The following is a 17,130-nucleotide window of genomic DNA, read 5'->3' on the forward strand; positions in this document are numbered from 1 at the left end:
TCCTTCGAAAAGACGCAAGGCCATGACGAAGACCGCCCTCGCCGCCTCCCTGTTTGTCACCGCGCTGCTGGCCGCCTGCACCACGCCGCCCGCTTCGCCAGAAGCGCAGGCCACGCAGCCATCCACGACACAGGCCGGTTCGGCTACGCAGCCCGCCGTCACGCTGTCCGGCTATTACTGGCGTCTGAGCAAGGCCGTCGACGGCAAAGGCCAGCCGATCGCGACGCTGCAGCCCGGCACAGATCCGAAGCGCCCGTTGCAGCTGACCTTCGCCGATGGCCGGTTCAACATCAGCGGCGGCTGCAACCGCCTGTTCGGCAACTACACCGAACACCAGGGCGCGATCGAGGTCGGCGAGAAGATCGGTTCCACCCTGATGGCCTGCGTCGATTCGTCGTTCATGCAACTCGACAGCGAGATCAGCGCGCGCCTGAAGGGCAAGCTGCAAACGACCATCGGCGACAACGCCGAGGCGCCGCAGCTCACCCTGGTGTCGGGCAACGGCGACACGCTGACCTTCACCGGCGAACCGACGCCGGAAACGCGTTACGGCGGCCCGGGCAAGATCCAGTTCTTCGAAGTCGCCACCAAGCGCGTGCCGTGCGGACACCCGCTGATCCCGAATTACCAATGCCTGCAGGTGCGCGAGCGCGAGTACGCGGAAAACGGCGTGCAGAAACCCGCCAAGGCCGAGTGGCAGCCGTTGTACGAGGACATCCAGGGCTACGAGCACATCGACGGTCAGCGCGACGTCGTGCGGGTGAAGCGCTTTGAACGCAAGAATCCACCAGCCGACGCGTCTTCGGTGGTGTACGTGCTCGACATGGTGGTCGAGAGCGAAGTGCCCGACACGAAGTAAGCGGTTTGATCCGCCGGGACGATGTCGATGCATCGTCCCGGCAGCCGCCGCGGGCTACCGCAAACGCACGCCCAGCGGAAAGCGTTCCAGCACCTGCCGCACGTCATCTGGCGCCACGCCGTCGCCAGGCGTGGCGTAGACCACCAGCCCGCCGAGCTTGTCGTCTTCCACGCGCAGTTCGTAGACGGCCAGGCCCGCCTCGTCCAGGGCGGCGCGCAAGGCGTCCTCGGCTTCGCGCCGCTTCAAGGCCGGCTTGTAGATCTTGCCGATCGGCGTCAGCGGCATGATGTCGAGGATGCGGACGCGCTTGGGCAGCGCCGCTCTTTCGGCGATCTCGCCGCGCAGGAATTCCAGCAGCGCCTCTTCGCTGACCGCAGCGCCGGGCTTGAGCTGGACGTAGGCCACCGGCAGTTCGCCGGCATAGGCATCCGGCCGCGCGATCGCCGCGGCGGTCTGCACCGCCGGATGGCGATGCAGCGGGTCCTCGATCATCGCCGGATCGATATTGTGGCCGCCGCGGATGATCAACTCCTTCTTGCGGCCGGTCAGCCAGAAATAACCCTCCGCATCCTGGCGCGCGAGATCGCCGGTATTGAGCCAGCGCCTGCCGTCGCCCAGATCGACCCACAGCCCCTTGTCCTGCGCCGCGATCCGATAACCGGCGAAGACGTTCGGTCCGCTGATCAGCAACGCGCCGACTTCATCCGCCGCGCAATCGCGCACGTAGTTACCGTCCTCGTCCAGCTGCACGGCTTTCATCCGCTGTCCGGGCAGGCGCAAACCGATCGAACCCGGCCGTCGTTCGCCCAGTGGCGGATTCACGCTGCTGACGCAGTTGCCTTCGGTGAGGCCATAGCCTTCGAGAATCTTCAGGCCCGTGCGCGCTTCGAATTCGCGAAACACCGTCAGCGGCAGCGGCGCCGCGCCGCAGATGCCGAATTGCAGCGAACTCAGATCGCGGCCCTCCACCGGCAGCTGCAACAGGCCGGTGTACAAGGTGGGCACGCCGGAGAAGAAATTGATGCGGTAATGCTCGACGATCTCCCAGAACCGCTTGACCAGCCCTTCCGTGCGATACCCCTGCGGCGGTCCCAGCACCACGTGCGCGCCCTGCGAGAACGGCAGCAGGCCGGTGACGAAGACGGCATTGGCGTGGAACAGCGGCAAGCCGCAGAAGAGAGTGACGTCGGGTTTGAAGACATCGCCGAACGTCTGCGCGGCGCTCCAGGCATTGGCGATCTCGTTGCCATGCCGGCGCATGGCGATCTTCGGCGTGCCGGTCGTGCCGCCGGTGCAGAAGAACGAGGAATAGTCGCTCGCCCGGATGGTGCGCCCGCTGCGCAAGCGATCCGCGGGCTGTTCGTCGAGCGCGGTCTTGAAGTCGCGCACGTCCAAATGCTTCGGCAACGCGCCGGCGACGCCGCGCCTGCCATGCAAGCGCTTCTCCTCGCGACGCTGCAGCCGTTTCGCGATCCAGCCTTTGATGCCCGGGACATGATCGGCCAGATTGATCGACAGCACGTGTTTCAACGACGGCGCCTGCGCGATCGCCTGCTGCACCTTCTGCCAGAGATCGGTGCCCGGAAACGGCGCCAGCGTGACCAGGATCGTGGCCTGCGCGGTGTCCAGCAGCTCCGCGATCGCCGCCGCCTCCAGCAGCGGATTGATCGCCAGCACGATGCCGGCCGCCTCGCCGCCCCAGATCGTCCAGTGCGTTTCCGGCAGGTTGGGCAAGACATAGGCGATCACCGTGTCCTTGTCCGCGCCGAGGGCATGGAACAGGTTTGCGGTCTGGGTGATCCGCGCGAACAACTGGCGATAAGTCCAGGTCTCCGGGCGGCGGAAATTGTCGAGCTGCAGGAAGAACGACAGCGCGGGCGCGTCGGGGCGTTGCGTAGCGGCGCGGCCGATCAGCGCATAGGTACTTTCGGGAAGGTCGGGCGACGGGTCTTCGGCCTCGACGCGTTCGATATCACGCTGACTCACGATCCCGCCCACACAGCCCCCTGTGCCGTACTCGATAAAAGTTGCCTGACGCTAGCACGACGCGGCGCACGAGGCCGTCACCGGATCCGGCGCGCATCGGAATGCAGCGCTGGGGAATGCGCGTCAGCGCGCCGCCGTGGCGCCTTCCCGGCGCCGGCACTTGTCGGCGTACATCGAACGATCCGCCTCGGCGATCAGCTGGTCGAGCGTGGCGTCGCTGCCGTTCACCGCCTGGACCACGCCAATGCTGAATTGTGGTGCGGCCTGCAGCTTCGACGAGGCTTCCCAGGTCTGCGCCCGCGCCGCCATGCGCAGGCGCAGTTCGTCGGCAACGGGCGCATAGCCCGCCGCGAGCACCACGAATTCGTCGCCGCCGATGCGCGCCAGCAGGTCGCCTTCGCGAAACACGTGGCGCAACAGCTCCGCCGCGGCGCGGATCAATTCATCGCCGGCGGCGTGGCCGGCCACGTCGTTGGCGCGCTTGAGTCCGTCCAGATCCGCGTAGATCAGGCTGCAGCTCTCGCCCCGATCGCGCAACATCGCATAGATGTGCTCGGCCTGTTCGAAGAAGCCGCGCCGATTGAGCAGGCCGGTCAGTTCGTCGGTCTGCGACAGCCGGTGCACCTCCTCCTGCGCGCGGCGGCGCTCGAAGATCTCCGCATGCAACTGCTGCGTGCGTTCCTCGACGCGACGTTCGAGTTCGGAATAGACCTGCACGTTTTCCATCGCCACCGACGCCGAATCCGCCAGGGCCTGCAGCAGATGCACTTCCTCGTCGGTGGCGCGATGCGTCTGCGCCCAGTAGTTGCCGATCGCGCCGATTGGGTCGCGCGTGCGGATCGGCACCATCACCAGGCTTTTGACGAAGGTGGGGCGATAAGCTTCGTGGGGAATGCGCGGATCGAGATAGATGTCCTCGATCACGGTGGCGCTGCGGTTGAGCATCGCCCAGCCGCTGATGCAGATCGACATCGGGAAGCGCTGCCCCTTCCACAGCGGCGCGATGGCGTCCTCGTCGGCGTAGTAGCATTCGTCGCCGTCGCGCAGCACGAAGGTGGCGCCGTCGGCGCCGGTGAGCGCGCGCGCGGTGCGGCGGACGACGGCGGTTACCGCATCGAGATCACGCGCGAGCGACAGCTCCTGCACAGCATCGACCAGACGCTCCAGACTGCGTTGGTAGGACATGGTCGGCGATCCCCGTAGCTACGGCGGCATGCTAGCCCAATTTGCCGAATGGCACAGTCGGCGCGGCGCGTTCATCGACGACGTTCCGAGGAACGTCTGCTGACCTTGTTCATGAATCCCGGGCCGGTGCGCCCGGGCATCTTTCAAGGCACATTCGCCTTGGCGTTGAGCGTGTAGGTGCCGTAGGTCGCGGCCTCCGCGATCACGTGCCCCTGAATGGCGCGCTGCACGTCGGCGGTGGTGAATCCCTCCGGCAGATCGAGCTTTGCCACGTCGAGCGCGAACAGGCGGAAGAAGTAGCGATGCACGCGCAGATCGTTCGGCGGCGGATACGGGCCGTCGTAGCCGAAGTAATCCCCGCCAAGGTCGGCGTCGCCGGCGAACCAGCCGGTGTAATCGTTGCGGCCCTGGCGTGCGCCGGACGGGCCGTCCGGATGCTGCTTGCCACGCTTGGTCACCCCGTCGCTGCAGCCGCCTTCGGCGATCTCGCGCACGTCCGGCGCGATGTCGACCATCGCCCAGTGCGCGAACTGGCCGCGCGGATGATCGACGGGAATCTCAACGTCTTCTTTGCCGACCAGCGACGGATCGGCGGGCGCATCGGGATCGACGCACAGCAACACCAGGGATTTCGCCTCCGCCGGCACTTCGCTCCATGACAGCTGCGGATTCCGGTTGCCGCCGAAACCATCGGGCGCGCCCATCGCGAACGTCGCGGGGATGCGTCGGCCGTGTTCGAAACTCTTGCTGGAGATGCGCATGCGGTGCTCCTTCTATTCGGAATAACCCAGTTTTCGCGCCACCGGTGCCAGCGTCGCGAACGGTTGCGCCAGCACCTGCGCGTAATCGCGCCAGCGGCCGGCGGCGAAACGCGGCGCACCGAACATGCCGGCCGGCGGCGGCGGCAATGGCGATTGCAGCACTTCGCCGAGCACCTGCGCCACGGCGGCCTCGTCGTTGACGATGGCATCCATGCGCAGCAGCGTGCGCCGGAACAGGTCGCCTTCCTCGATCGCGACGATCTGTTCGAGATGCCGCGCCAGCCACTGCGCCGCATCATCGGCGGAGATAAAACGGAACGGCGCGCCGAACACCAGCCAGTCGAGCAGCATGTCGCGCGGATCGCGCAGCGCGATGAGCAGGCCCGCCTGCGGGATGTGCGCGCGCAGGACGGCGAGCAGCGCGTTGTCCCACCACGGCAGCCAGTCGATGATCTGGGCATTGGGCAGGCCGCGCGCGGGCAGCTGCGTGTACCAGCTTTGCGCGACGTCGGCGGTCGCCAGTTCGCCGCTGGCGAGCCGGGAATAGGTGTTGAACTGCTGGAGCGCATCGCGCGGCGGCTCCGCCTGGAAGCGATCGCCGCGGAACGCCGGAATGCAGCCGGCCAGCAGCGTGGCGATGCGTTCCACCGACGTGCCCGGCGGGCCGATCAGGAACACGGCCGGTGGCGTGCCGGGGATGATGTCGGTGAGTGGCGGCAGCGGCGCGGAGGACGTGGTCGGTTCCGGTGGCGGCATCCGCTGTTCGGCGGTGTCGTCCTGCAATGCCAGCCAGGTCTGCACCGCTTTGTCGCGATAACCGGCGGCGTCCTGGGCGAGACCGAGCCAGCCGCGATACACGCGCCGCAAGTCCTCGCTCTCGGTCCTGGCGATCAGGTCGTTGAGATGGGCGACCGCCATTTTCGGATCGCGGCGCAGCTGGGCATCGGCCACGCAGCTTTGCGCCGGCACGTGATCCGGCTGCTGTTCGATGATGCGGCGCGCCGTGGCTTCCGCCAGCGCCGCGTCGCCGCGCGTGGTGTACACGCGCATCTGCAGATCGAGCGCCGCGAGCGCATTGGGCGAGGCGGCGAACCAGCGGTCGAACACCGCCAGCACGTCCTCGCCATCGAGCGGTTCGACGGCGACGCGCGCGCGCCACAGGCCTTCCACCTGCGGCGAGGTCGCCAGCGCGGCGTCGAGCGTGCGGCGGGCGTCGTCGCGATCGCCCGTGCGCTGCCACACTTCCAGGATCGCCGCCAGCGTGAGCGGGTCCTCCGGCTGCGCCGCCAGCGACGCGCGCAGCAACGGCAGTGCGCGATCGACGCGTCCGGCCGCCAGTTCCAGCTGGCCGCCGAGCCGCTGCATCGCCGGCGTCGCATCGGCGGCGGCGGCCAGCGGCGCGAACGTGTCCGCGGCATCGTCGACGCGGCCCTGCTGGCGCTGCAGGTCCGCGATCAGGGCGCGCAGGTTGTCGGCATCGGACAGCTGCCCGAGCACGCTCTTGAACGCGTGCTCGGCGAAGGCCAGATGGCCTTTCTGCAGATGCGCGAAGCCGAGCACGTAGCGGATCTGGGTATCGTCCGGCGCCTGTCGCGCGGCGCTCGACAGCAGCGAGAGCGCGGCATCGGCGTCGCCGCGCTGCAGCGCCCGCGTGCCTTCGATCATGCGCAGCCAGGGATGGCCCGGCGCGATGCGCGCGGCCAGCCTGGCGAGGCGTTGCGATTCGTCGAGATCGCCGCGCGCGATCGCCAGCTGCGCCTGCAGGATGTAGGCGCCGAACTGGTTGGGATCCAGCTGCACACTCTGCGACAGCGCCGCCTGCGCGGCGTCCACGTCGCGCTTGCCGAGCAGGAAACCGGCGCGCTGGAAATGCAGGTCGGCATCCTCCGGCGCCAGCGCGATGGCGCGATCGATGCTCGCCAGGGCCGCGTCACGGTCGCCGCCGGCGTCCAGGGCCAGCGCCAGCCAGCGATGTGCCTGCGGCTGATCGGGCGTGGCGGCGATGGCGTCGCGCGCCAGCGTCAGTGCCTCGGCATGGGCGCCGCGGCGCAGGGCGTCGTAGATCCGTGCTTGCATGGGCTTCCTGCGATGACGGGCGGAGGCCCGGAACCGCATAGTCTAGCCCCGCCCGGACGGCCTGCCCGAGGACGCGGTTGGCTTTTGCCCGTCACATTCCCAAGGCGCAGTTGTTTTTGCTCGTCATTCCCGCGAAGGCGGGAATCCAGTGTCTTTCGGGGGACGATCGCGCAAGCCTTGACGGAAGTCGCTGGATTCCCGCCTTCGCGGGAATGACAACTCTGGCGCCTCAGGCAATCGGCGCGGAGCCCGTCAACCGCTCGGCCACCCAACGCTCGGCGAACCCATCCAGCCGCGCGTTCTCCAGGAAGCCGCAATGCCCGCCCCAACGCGCGATCTCCACCGTCATCGCCGGTGCCGGCACCAGCGCGTGGAAATCCTCGACCGGGATCACCGGATCGTCCGCCGAGGTGAGGATGTCGGCCGGCACGTCCAGCGCGGCCAGGCGATCGCCAGCGATGCTGTAGCCGTCGAAATAATGGTCGAGGGTTTCGAAGTCGGTGTGGCGCTGCACCAGCCACTGCGTCAGCTCGCGCATGCGCAGGCGCAAGGTGGCGTCGTCGAAATTGTGCTGCTCCGGGAACAACGCGCGCTTGCGTTGCAGCGATTCGCGCCATTTCTTCTCGAAGTAGCGCAGGTAGACCGCTGGTGCGTGCTCTTCCATCCAGAGCATCGTCTTGGCCGGATCGAGCACGGGGCACACCGCGGCCACGCGCGCCAGCGGCAGGCCGGCCGCGCTCGCGCGCACGGCCAGGCGCAGCGCGAAGTTGCCGCCGAGCGAATAGCCGGCCGCGACCAGCGGGCGCTGCGGTCCAGCCTCGGGCCAGAAGCGCCGCGCGATGTCGCAGGCCGCGTGCACCACTTCGCCGATGCGGTTGGAGTGGAACAGCGCCTCGTTGAGGTGATGGCTGTCGCCGTGATCGCGGAAGTTGAGGCGGAACACGTCGAAGCCGCGCCGCAGCAGATGCACGGCGGTCGTGCGCATGTAGCTGGATTCGGTGCTGCCTTCCCAGCCGTGCAGCAGCAGGGCGAGGCCGCGCGGACGCAATCCGGGCAGCGTGCTGTACAGGCCGTGCAGGCGCACGCCGTCGCCGCCGTCGATCAGGTGTTCTTGCGTGATCGCGCCCAGCCGCGCGAGGGCGCGCGCACCGTGCGCGCGCCGGAACGGACTGCCGCCCAGGAACGATTGCACGTGCCGGTTGCGCAGCCACAGCGGCGGCTTGTAATCACTTTCCCGCGGCAATGCGGGGGTGGGCAGCGGCAGCGAGACGTCCACGGCCGCCGCCTCAGTCCGCCTGCCCCATGGCAGTCACGATGCGCTCGCGCGCGAGTTCCGCGATGCGGCGGCGTCCGCCCGCGCCTTCCGGCGTGATCGGTTCGAGGAAGATCACATCGACTTCGCGCGACGGCTCGCCGACCAGGCGCACGAAATTGGCGAAGAAACTTTCCTTCGGCCCGAACGCGACGATGTGCTGCGCGGATGCCTGCTTGCCGTAGCACAGCGCCACCGGCTGCACCGGCACGCCGGCTTCCACCGCGGCCAGGAAGATGCGGGCATGGAACGGACCGACGGCGTGACCATCGCGCGTGCGGCCTTCCGGGAACACGCCGACCGAACGGCCCGCGAGCAGCCGCGCCTGCATCTCCTCCATCACGCCACCCAGCGATTCGGGATTGCCGCGCTCGTGGTAGATGGTTTCGCCGCGCGTGGCCAGCCAGCCCACCAGCGGCCAGCTGGCGATCTCGCGCTTGGCGACGAATCCCATCATGCGCTGGCTGTGCAGGGTGACGATGTCGACCCAGCTGACGTGGTTGGCCACGAACAGCACCGCGCCCGGCACCGGCGTGCCGATGCGCTTGAGGCGGAATCCGAACACGCGCATCAGTCCCGCCGACCAGGCACGGATGACGCGATGGTCCAGCCGCGTGCCGCCGACCTGCCACGCGCACCACGGTGGCAGCATCACAATCAATGCCAGCGGCAGATCGATGAAGATGTGCCACAGCAGGAACGGAACGCGGATCAGGTAACGCAGGGCGCGCACGGACAGAGGGCGGCTAGATGGCAGTGGGGGGTCGTCACGATACCGAACGGGGTTAGAGTCCGGCTACAGATCATGCACGGCATGCAGTGTTTTGCGGTACATGCGTCGCGTGGCGCCTCAGGCACGCCGCGGCACCACCGCCAGCGTGAGGCGGGAAATGCAGACCAGGCGGGCGCTTTCGTCCTCGATGCGGATTTCCCACACTTGCGTACTGCGGCCGATGTGCAGTGGTCGCGCGGTGCCGGTCACCGTGCCTTCGCGCACGCCCTGCACGTGGTTGGCGTTGATCTCGATGCCGACGCACAGCGCGTCCTCGCCCACGCACAGGTTGCCGGCGCTGCTGCCCAGCGTTTCCGCCAGCAGCACCGAGGCCCCGCCATGCAGCAGCCCGTAGGGCTGGTGGGTGCGCGCGTCCACCGGCATGGTGCCGCGCACGTAGTCGGGGCCGACTTCGGTGATGACGATGCCCAGGGCTTCCATCGCCGTGTTGCGGGCGGAGGCGTTCAGGGCCTCCGGTGTGGCGGTCTTGCGAAAAATGCTGCCGGTCATGTGGGGGCGCCATCAGGGGGAAGCGCCGCAGACTAGAGCATTTCGCGTGGACCGGAGCGTAGTTCCGATCAGCAGAATTCGAAGCGGGCGTTGCCCCAGTCGCTGGTGTAGCGGCGGCCGCTGGCGTAACCGCTGCTGCGGCCGTAGCCGATGCCGAAGTCGCGCGCGCGGCTTTCGCGGTAGAACTCGGAAGGCTTGGGCGCCTCGGGGGTCAGCGTCTGGCGGTTGCGGGCGGCGGCGGCGACCAGGGCGAGGGAAAACGTGGTGCGGGCGTGCAGGTTCATGACGATCTCCGGGGGAAAATGTTGGTTCGAGTGTCGGTTTCAGCAGAATTCGAAGCGGGTGTTGCCCCAGTTGCTGGCGTAGCGGCGGCTGCTGGCGTAACCGCTGCTGCGGCCGTAGCCGATGCCGAAATCGCGGGCGCGGCCTTCGCGGCGGAAGTCGGACGGCGAGGTCTGGCGGTTGTGGGGAGCGGCGGCGACCAGGGCGGTGGAGGAAGCGGCGGGGCGGGTCTGCAGGTTCATGGCGGTCTCCGTTGGAGTGATAGTGAAGTGGTGTGTTGGTAAAGTATAACACCTAAACATCAGAACCATGTGCCGGAAGTCATGCCCCCTCGAAAGTCATGGGTGGAGGCCGGGACACATGCCTGTGGAATCAAGGGATTGGATGCGGCCGGATGGCGCACGGTTGCCATGACCGATGGCCTAGTCGCCATGAAATCCCGGAACCCGAGCCCCGCTACAGCCGAAGTGGTGCTCGGGAGATGGCCCCTGGAGCTGGTCTTGGCGCTCTGACCGAGAGACCGCCCGTCATCCCAGCGAAAGCTGGGACCCATTTTGATTTTTGCGTGGCCGCAGAAAAGGCAACAGCACAGTGGGTCCCGGCTTTCGCTGGGATGACGATCTGGTGGGCGGTTACAAAATCGGCGCCAGACCAGCCCCGAACGCGGTGAAGATCCGCGTCAGCAGGCCCTTCAAGCCCATCTTCACTTCCGGGAAATCGCCCACGGGCTCGTAGCAGCGGCGGAAGTTGGGATCATTGGGCGGCAACGGCATCGGGCAGTCCGGGCTCGGCTTGAATTCGTAGCTGGTGGCGTAGCGCACCGGCCAGAAATCGAATAGCGGCAGCTGTTCCGACACTTTCGCCAGCGAGTACTCCAGGCCGGAGAACAGCATTGGCTTGTCGCGCCGCGCGATGGTCCAGGCATTGGCCGGTTCGATGTCGCGGCGGATGCTCTTGGCCAGGGCCTGTGCGAAGACGGGATCGGCGATCACCACCGCGCTCTCGGTGTTGTAGCGGTCGCCGCGCGGGTCGAAGTTGTGGGTACCGACCACGCCGATGCGCTCGTCGATCACCATCGACTTGGCATGCAGACCGAAGCGCGTGCCGCCGCGCTTGAGCTTGACCGGCTTGTTGACCGAGGAACCGGTCCAGCGCAGCGCCGAGTATTCGCGCCCGAGCGGACGCTCGCGGCCATGCCTGCTGGCTTCCGTCTTGCCTCCGGCCGGCGCGGCATCGCTGATCACCGGCGTGCCGTCGTCGTTCCAATGGATGTCGACCGCGCCGGTGGCTTCCACGTCGAACGGCGCATCCTGCGGGAACGGCTTGTATTCGTGGATCTCGAAGCCGAAATCGCGCAGGTAGCGGCGCTTGTACTTGTACGAGAGCGCGTAGGCGATGAAGGCGTCGGTGGCGGCGAGGCTATTGGTGGAGATGACCACGCGCGGCCGCGGCTTGCGCGCGCGCAGTTCGCGGAACAGGTCCTGCGCGGCCGGCGAGAGCACGAGATAGGGCGTCTGCAGCAGCATTTCCGACTGCGTGGAGGCCACCAGTTCGTGGAGGCGGCGCGCCGAGGGCGCGGTCTCGTTCTCGTTGCTGCGGCGGTGCTTCTCCGGCAGGTCGGCGATGAATTCGACGCCTTCCACCGACATCGCCGCGGCGGCGAGGCGATCGCGCACCAGCGTCTCGTCGCCGGCATCGCGGGCCATGCGCTGCGCGCGCTCGGGCAGTTCGTAGTCGTTGGGCGGCAGCACCGGCACGCCGTAGTCGAGCAGGCGCTTGCCGACGTCGACGAGTTCGGCGATGCGGCGCGTGCGGCGCGCGTTCCAGAAGGTTTCGAAGCTGACGGACATCTCCGTCGTCACCGGGCCGGCCACGAGCACGTCGCGATCGCGGAAGTTGTAGACGCTGCTCCAGTCGTAATAATCGTTCTGGTAGTTGCGCCCGCCGGTGATGCCGACGATGCCGTCGATCAGCAGCAACTTGCTGTGCATGCGCTGGTTGAGCGTGCGCCAGCAGCACGCCGCGGCGAAGGCGTACATCGGATAGTTGATGCGCCCGCGCCCGAGCACCGGGTTGTAGACGCGCAGTTCGAAATTGGCGTGCACGCCGGCCAGCGCCGCCAGGGTGTCGACGCGCTTGAGCGCGGAGAGCTGATCGACCAGCACGCGCACGCGCACGCCGCGGCGGGCGGCGGCGAGCAGTTCGTCGAGCACCAGGTGGCCGGCGTCGTCCTCATCGAAGATGTAGGTCTGCAGATCGATGCTGCGGGTGGCGCTGCGGATCAGGTTCAGGCGCGCCAGCAGCGCGTCCTGGCCGTAGTCGAGCAGCAGCGCGTAATGCTTGGGTGCGGCCGGCACGCTCTCGCCGTAGGCGCGCACGGCCAGTTCGCGCAGCGGCGAGGGCTGCGCGCAGGCGGTGTCCGGTTCCTGGCAGGTGATCTCGGTGGAACGCGCCTCGGCGGCGATGCGCAGCGCGCGATCGCGCTGCACCGGCGTGAGGCTGGCGCAGGACGCGCAGGCGAGCGCGAGGAGCAGTGTCAGCCACCGCCCCGCTCCCATCCCGCCACTCGTCTTCACCCGATTACTCAACGGGACGCCCCTCCCTGGCGATGCCTGCCCAACCTGCCTTCCTCAACCCGCTTCTCCGCAACGCTGGTCCTGCGCCTCTCATTCTTCTGGCAGGGTGCGCACGCGCAGGCGGAACACCACACGGTCGGACAGGGCGAAGCGCCAGCGGTCCACGCCGTAATCATTGCGGTCGATGCTGCCATGCGCGATCACGTCGCAGTCGCGCGCCGGACGCGGGCAGGCGGCCTGCTCGACGGTGAACGTCTCGTTGCGACGCACGCCGCGGATGCGCAGCGCGCCGATCAGCGCACCGCCTTCCAGGGTCAGGCTCGCCGGATACGGTTCGGAGACGAACTCGATGGTCGGGAAATGCTCGGCGTCGAAGAAGCTGCGGCCGCGGGTGAGCTTGGTGTAGGTCTTGTTGCCGGTGATCTCGACATCGCGCGCCGACAGCTGCAGGCGCACCTGATGGCGGCCGTCCGGCAGCACCGCGATCTCGCCGCTGTAGTGCGGAAAGCGGCCGTCGAGCACCTGTCCCCAGCGCGTGCGCAGGGTGAAGCCGATTTCCGACTTCGTCGTGTCGATCGAGGCCGCGCCCGCCGGCGCCGCGAACAGGGCGCCCAGCAGACAGGACCAGGCCGCCATCCGCCGCAGCACGCGCGGCGGACGTGCCGTCCCCTTCTCGCCGGCACTCGGGCGAGAAATGGCCGCCAACATGCTCACGGCCACCAGAACGCGGACAGCGTGGCAATCCCTGGCTCGATTTCAGCATCCGCCGGCAGCGTCAGCACGACGATCCCGGCCGGCGGCATGCCGCGGTAGTCACCGGATTGTCCGCTGTGCATCAAGGCGGCGAGGCGTTCCAGCCCCGGGTTGTGGCCGACCAGCATCAGCCGGTCGACGTCGCGATGGGCATCGGCGAGCGCCGCCAGGGCGCCGGAGGACGCCTCGTAGATGTCCGTTTCCAGCCGCTGATCGACATAGCCGATCACGCCCAGCACCGCTTCCAGCGTCTCGCGGGTGCGCCGCGAGGGCGAGCACAGCGCCCGGTCCGGCACCAGCTTGTGTTCGTGCAGCCAGCGGCCGGCGGCTTCGGCCTCCGCGGCGCCCTCGGCCGAGAGTGGCCGGTCGAGGTCGGTTTCGCCCGGAGCGACCGGTTCGGCGTGGGCGTGGCGGAGCAGGATCAGTTCGCGCATGGAGGGCCGTGAAGCGGCAGGGTGCTGAGAGTTTACCGTCGTCATTCCCGCGAAAGCGGGAATCGAGTGTCTTTAGCCTTTCGCGAAGAATCCGATCACGGCCCGCAACGTCGCTGGACGCCCGCTTTCTCGGGAATGGCGCGCCAATCGACGGGTCGCATCGCGTCCCGCTCCTTCACTTCTTCAGCCAGCGCAGCAAGGGCTGCCAGTCTTCCTGGTGCTGGCGCACCTGCGCGGAGTTGTAGTCGAACAGGCTCTTGCCCAGCCCGGTCAGCATCACGTAGGCCTGGCTGTCGCGCAGCTGCGCCACCACCGGATAGGGCCATTGCTTGAGCAGGTCGAGGGCCTGCTGCGAGGCGTTGGTCCAGGGCTTGAGGCGGTTGCCGACCAGGCCCACGCGCGTCTGGCCCTTGCGCACGCGCGGGTGCTTGGCCAGGGAATTGAGGAAGTTGACCGTGGCGTCGATGTCCAGCACCGAAGGCTGCACCGGCACCACCACCATGTCGGCGGCGTCCAGATGGGAGTCGAGGTCTTCCCGCATGGCACCGGCGGCGGCGTCGATGACCAGGCGCTGGGCATCCTCGGGCACCGATTTGTGCCAGCTGCGGCGGGTCCCGTCGATCGGCAGCACGGCGCTCTGCAGGCCGGCGCGGCGCTCGGCCCAGCGGGTCGAGGAGCCCTGCGGGTCCGCATCCACCAACACGGTGCTCAGTCCCGCCAACGCCGACTGGGCCGCGAGATGGGTCGCGATCGTAGTCTTGCCGACGCCCCCCTTGGAACTGGCCACCAGCACCGTCTTCATGCGCAACCTCCGCTCAAGGAAACGAACCGCGAGCGTACACCAGACGATTCGCACGCGCCCTAGGCGCGGGGCCACGACGCCGGAACCATGACTTCGCGGCGCCTCACGGCGGCAAAAGCCGCGATCCCAGGCGGAATGCCGCCTGCACGGCTCCCTCGAAGTTGCGATGACGGCCGACCGTCCCGGGTGTCCTTCTGCTATCGTCGCCGCGCTCCAAGGACCACGATCAACCGACCCCGCGCATGAGCGAACTGCAGGACCTCGCCGCACTGATCCGTGCCGGCACGCCGTTGATCGTGATCGAGACGCCGGACGAAGCCCGCGTGATCGATCTGTTCCGGCAATCGCTGCTGCACGTGTGGCGCGCGCTGTACCGCTGGTCGATCACCGAGGGCCTGCGCCGCATCGACCTCGACAACGAGGACCCGCCCGAGACCCCGCCCGACACCGGCACCACGCTCTCGGCGATCCGCAACGCCTCGCAGCGCGGCGTGTACCTGCTGCTCGATTTCCATCCCTACCTCGGCTACGCCGGCACGCAGCGCCAGCTGCGCGACATCCTGCAGCGCCGCGACTGCCAGCCGCACTGCCTGGTGCTGGTCGGCCAGAAGATCGAGCTGCCCGACGAACTGGAAACCCTGGCCACCCGCTTCGCCCCGCGCCTGCCCGACGCGAACGCATTGCTGAAGCTGGTGCAGGACGAGGCGCGCGCCTACGCCACCGAGAACGGCGGCAAACGCGTGGAAGTGGACGCCGACGCGGTGCGCCAGATCGTGCGCAACCTGCAGGGCCTGAGCCTGACCGACGCGCGCCGCATCGCCCGCCAGCTGATCTTCCGCGACGGCGTGCTCAACGCGAACGACCTGCCGGAGCTGGCCAAGCTCAAGTTCGAACTGCTCAACCGCAGCGGCCACCTGCATTACGAATACGACACCGCGCGCTTCGCCGACGTGGCCGGCGCGAAGCGCCTGAAGCGCTGGATCGAGCAGCGCCGCAAAGTATTCGTCGAAGGCAACGCGCCACCCGGACTCGATCCGCCCAAGGGCGTGCTGTTGCTCGGTGTGCAGGGCTGCGGCAAGTCGCTGCTGGCCAAGGCGGTCGCTGGTGGATTCGGCGTCCCACTGGTGCGGCTGGATTTCGGCACGCTCTACGACAAGTTCCACGGCGAGACCGAGCGCAACCTGCGCATGGCATTGGCCTCCACGGAACAGCTGGCGCCGTGCGTGCTGTGGATCGACGAAATCGAGAAAGGCCTGGCCGGTGATGGCGGCGACTCCGACGGCGGCGTGTCGCGCCGCGTGCTCGGTTATCTGCTCACCTGGATGGCCGAACGCAAGTCGCAGGTGTTCCTGGTCGCCACCGCCAACCAGGTGGACGCGCTGCCGCCGGAACTGCTGCGCAAGGGCCGCTTCGACGAGATCTTCTTCGTCGACCTGCCCGATATGGACGCGCGCGCCGAAATCTTCGCGCTGCATCTGCGCAAGCGCGGATTGACGGCGGAGGAATTCGACCTCGCGGCCCTGGCGCAAGCGGCGAACGGGTTTTCCGGCGCCGAGATCGAGCAGGCCATCGTCTCGGCGCTCTACGCCGCGCACGCGGCATCGGCGCCGCTCAACGAATTCCAGCTGCGCGCCGAGCTCAAGCAGACGCGGCCGCTGTCGGTACTGATGGCCGAACAGGTGAGCGCGCTGCGCGAGTGGGCGCGCGAGCGGACGGTGTCGGCGGACTAGTCCAGTTCCGGACTAGTCCATCTTGCGATGCACTCAGGGCTGCTCGGGCCGCCAGTCGGCGGGCGGCTGCAGCGGAATGTTCGCTTCCTTCAACACGCGCGCGATCAGGTCGATCTCGGTGTGGATGGAAGTGTCGGCCAGCAGCCGCTTGAGCTGCGCGGCGCCGTTGTCCGGTTGCGCGCTGGTGGTTTGTCCGAATTGGCGCAGCTGCCAGGCGACGCTGCGACGCGCGTCCTCGGCGGCGGCACGCGCGGCTTCGTCAGCAGCCGTATCGACCCGCAGCCCGCTGCCGATGGCGCGACCGATCGCGGTATCGGAGGCGCCGCTCAACATCTCCGCCAGATGCCGGCAATCGGCCGCGCGCGTGGGCGTTTTGGTCAGCGCCGCGCCGCGACAGGCGGAGAGCAACTCCGTGAAGCTCGGCAATGGAATGGCGCTGCCCCACAGGCCCATCGCGGCATTCGCGGCGAAGGTCTCGCGCTCGGCGGGAGATGCGAACATCGCCGCGGCTTCCTGGTCGTTCGGCGGCGTGCCGGCGTAGGCCTGGGTCAGCCAGCGCGCCATGTCGAGGTAGTGCAAATCGAAGCGCTGGCGTTCGCGCAACGCCGCCAGCAGCGCGTCGACCGGCTGGTCGCCGTAGAGCAGCGGCGCGGCGTTGTCCGGTTCCGCCTTCGCCCAATCGGCCGCGGCCTCCTGGCGCGTTTGGCCGCCGGCGGCAAGCAACAGCAGGTCGGCGATCGGATCGCGGCCGGGCGCCGCTACCGCGCGATTGCGCCAGGCGTCCGCGTCGGCGTCTTCTTCGACCGGTTGCGATGGCTCGTCGCCGGCCGGCGCACCCGCCTGCATCTGGCCCTGGGTGGATTTGCCGCGCAGCAGCGCCGCCAGCGCCAATTCTCGCGCGCCACCCTTGGCCGCGAGCTGCGCGGACAATCGCTGGTGATAACCCTCGGCGGCGCCGATGCCCGCGGCGTCCTGGTCGGAAGCCTCGAAGTCCGGCATCTGCGCGGAAGACAGGCCGGCGACAAGCGCACAAGCCAATACACCGGGAACGAGCAAGGGTTTCAGCGACATAAGCCATCGACCTGGATGCGG

Annotated in this window: 16 protein-coding genes; 2 read left to right on the top strand and 14 right to left on the bottom strand. The window is 68.2% G+C overall.

The features are described 5' to 3' along the window. The first annotated feature begins 22 nt into the window (after window positions 1-22). Window positions 23-859 (top strand): DUF4377 domain-containing protein, encoded by an 837-nt coding sequence (locus AC1RNP_RS01325; RefSeq protein ID WP_493049411.1) that lies wholly within the window; start codon window positions 23-25, stop codon window positions 857-859. 54 nt (window positions 860-913) lie between these two features. On the opposite strand, the gene AC1RNP_RS01330 is transcribed toward AC1RNP_RS01325, so the two are convergent. The 13 genes from AC1RNP_RS01330 to AC1RNP_RS01390 form a co-directional block, all read right to left on the bottom strand. Then, window positions 914-2,845: an acyl-CoA synthetase gene (locus tag AC1RNP_RS01330; protein ID WP_493049412.1), complete on the bottom strand. Its 1,932-nt coding sequence runs from the start codon at window positions 2,843-2,845 to the stop codon at window positions 914-916. Between the two features lie 123 nt (window positions 2,846-2,968). After that, complete coding sequence (locus AC1RNP_RS01335) at window positions 2,969-4,030, bottom strand: GGDEF domain-containing protein (protein ID WP_493049413.1); 1,062 nt, start codon at window positions 4,028-4,030, stop codon at window positions 2,969-2,971. Between the two features lie 143 nt (window positions 4,031-4,173). Then, window positions 4,174-4,791 carry a YbhB/YbcL family Raf kinase inhibitor-like protein gene (locus tag AC1RNP_RS01340; protein ID WP_493049414.1) on the bottom strand — a complete coding sequence of 206 codons (618 nt, stop codon included), beginning with the start codon at window positions 4,789-4,791 and terminating at the stop codon, window positions 4,174-4,176. A 12-nt stretch (window positions 4,792-4,803) separates the two neighbouring features. Beyond that, window positions 4,804-6,867: a tetratricopeptide repeat protein gene (locus AC1RNP_RS01345; RefSeq protein ID WP_493049415.1), complete on the bottom strand. Its 2,064-nt coding sequence runs from the start codon at window positions 6,865-6,867 to the stop codon at window positions 4,804-4,806. 229 nt (window positions 6,868-7,096) lie between these two features. Then, the gene (locus tag AC1RNP_RS01350) at window positions 7,097-8,110 is read right to left on the bottom strand and encodes a YheT family hydrolase (protein ID WP_493049784.1); all 1,014 of its coding nucleotides are present in this window, start codon (window positions 8,108-8,110) and stop codon (window positions 7,097-7,099) included. 43 nt (window positions 8,111-8,153) lie between these two features. Beyond that, window positions 8,154-8,912, bottom strand: a complete 759-nt coding sequence (locus tag AC1RNP_RS01355; RefSeq protein WP_493049416.1) for a lysophospholipid acyltransferase family protein — start codon at window positions 8,910-8,912, stop codon at window positions 8,154-8,156. Window positions 8,913-9,029: 117 nt separating this feature from the next. Further along, window positions 9,030-9,461, bottom strand: a complete 432-nt coding sequence (locus AC1RNP_RS01360; RefSeq protein ID WP_493049417.1) for a hotdog fold thioesterase — start codon at window positions 9,459-9,461, stop codon at window positions 9,030-9,032. A gap of 68 nt (window positions 9,462-9,529) precedes the next feature. Beyond that, window positions 9,530-9,745, bottom strand: a complete 216-nt coding sequence (locus AC1RNP_RS01365; protein WP_493049418.1) for a hypothetical protein — start codon at window positions 9,743-9,745, stop codon at window positions 9,530-9,532. Between the two features lie 39 nt (window positions 9,746-9,784). Then, complete coding sequence (locus tag AC1RNP_RS01370; RefSeq protein WP_493049419.1) at window positions 9,785-9,985, bottom strand: hypothetical protein; 201 nt, start codon at window positions 9,983-9,985, stop codon at window positions 9,785-9,787. Window positions 9,986-10,375: 390 nt separating this feature from the next. Beyond that, window positions 10,376-12,301, bottom strand: coding sequence for a phospholipase D family protein (locus AC1RNP_RS01375; RefSeq protein ID WP_493049420.1), 1,926 nt, complete (start codon window positions 12,299-12,301; stop codon window positions 10,376-10,378). A gap of 108 nt (window positions 12,302-12,409) precedes the next feature. Continuing rightward, the gene (locus AC1RNP_RS01380) at window positions 12,410-13,027 is read right to left on the bottom strand and encodes a YceI family protein (RefSeq protein ID WP_493049785.1); all 618 of its coding nucleotides are present in this window, start codon (window positions 13,025-13,027) and stop codon (window positions 12,410-12,412) included. 2 nt (window positions 13,028-13,029) lie between these two features. Continuing rightward, on the bottom strand, window positions 13,030-13,506 hold the full coding sequence (locus tag AC1RNP_RS01385) for a SixA phosphatase family protein (protein WP_493049421.1): 477 nt from the start codon (window positions 13,504-13,506) through the stop codon (window positions 13,030-13,032). Between the two features lie 175 nt (window positions 13,507-13,681). Further along, window positions 13,682-14,308 (bottom strand): nucleotide-binding protein, encoded by a 627-nt coding sequence (locus AC1RNP_RS01390; RefSeq protein ID WP_493049422.1) that lies wholly within the window; start codon window positions 14,306-14,308, stop codon window positions 13,682-13,684. 242 nt (window positions 14,309-14,550) lie between these two features. Here AC1RNP_RS01390 and AC1RNP_RS01395 point away from each other — a divergent pair, with 242 nt between their 5' ends. Continuing rightward, window positions 14,551-16,038: an AAA family ATPase gene (locus tag AC1RNP_RS01395; RefSeq protein WP_493049423.1), complete on the top strand. Its 1,488-nt coding sequence runs from the start codon at window positions 14,551-14,553 to the stop codon at window positions 16,036-16,038. 33 nt (window positions 16,039-16,071) lie between these two features. On the opposite strand, the gene AC1RNP_RS01400 is transcribed toward AC1RNP_RS01395, so the two are convergent. Then, on the bottom strand, window positions 16,072-17,109 hold the full coding sequence (locus tag AC1RNP_RS01400; protein ID WP_493049424.1) for a hypothetical protein: 1,038 nt from the start codon (window positions 17,107-17,109) through the stop codon (window positions 16,072-16,074). Window positions 17,110-17,130: the final 21 nt, after the last annotated feature.

This window comes from Luteimonas sp. GW821-FHT14E02 (assembly GCF_058803905.1).

Excerpts from the sequence above, each read along its gene's own strand:
- AC1RNP_RS01325 (WP_493049411.1), top strand. The coding sequence starts at position 23 with ATGACGAAGACCGCCCTCGCCGCCTCCCTGTTTGTCACCGCGCTGCTG.
- AC1RNP_RS01335 (WP_493049413.1), bottom strand. The coding sequence starts at position 4,030 with ATGTCCTACCAACGCAGTCTGGAGCGTCTGGTCGATGCTGTGCAGGAG.
- AC1RNP_RS01340 (WP_493049414.1), bottom strand. The coding sequence starts at position 4,791 with ATGCGCATCTCCAGCAAGAGTTTCGAACACGGCCGACGCATCCCCGCG.
- AC1RNP_RS01345 (WP_493049415.1), bottom strand. The coding sequence starts at position 6,867 with ATGCAAGCACGGATCTACGACGCCCTGCGCCGCGGCGCCCATGCCGAG.
- AC1RNP_RS01360 (WP_493049417.1), bottom strand. The coding sequence starts at position 9,461 with ATGACCGGCAGCATTTTTCGCAAGACCGCCACACCGGAGGCCCTGAAC.
- AC1RNP_RS01365 (WP_493049418.1), bottom strand. The coding sequence starts at position 9,745 with ATGAACCTGCACGCCCGCACCACGTTTTCCCTCGCCCTGGTCGCCGCC.
- AC1RNP_RS01370 (WP_493049419.1), bottom strand. The coding sequence starts at position 9,985 with ATGAACCTGCAGACCCGCCCCGCCGCTTCCTCCACCGCCCTGGTCGCC.
- AC1RNP_RS01375 (WP_493049420.1), bottom strand. The coding sequence starts at position 12,301 with ATGGGAGCGGGGCGGTGGCTGACACTGCTCCTCGCGCTCGCCTGCGCG.
- AC1RNP_RS01380 (WP_493049785.1), bottom strand. The coding sequence starts at position 13,027 with ATGTTGGCGGCCATTTCTCGCCCGAGTGCCGGCGAGAAGGGGACGGCA.
- AC1RNP_RS01385 (WP_493049421.1), bottom strand. The coding sequence starts at position 13,506 with ATGCGCGAACTGATCCTGCTCCGCCACGCCCACGCCGAACCGGTCGCT.
- AC1RNP_RS01390 (WP_493049422.1), bottom strand. The coding sequence starts at position 14,308 with ATGAAGACGGTGCTGGTGGCCAGTTCCAAGGGGGGCGTCGGCAAGACT.
- AC1RNP_RS01395 (WP_493049423.1), top strand. The coding sequence starts at position 14,551 with ATGAGCGAACTGCAGGACCTCGCCGCACTGATCCGTGCCGGCACGCCG.
- AC1RNP_RS01400 (WP_493049424.1), bottom strand. The coding sequence starts at position 17,109 with ATGTCGCTGAAACCCTTGCTCGTTCCCGGTGTATTGGCTTGTGCGCTT.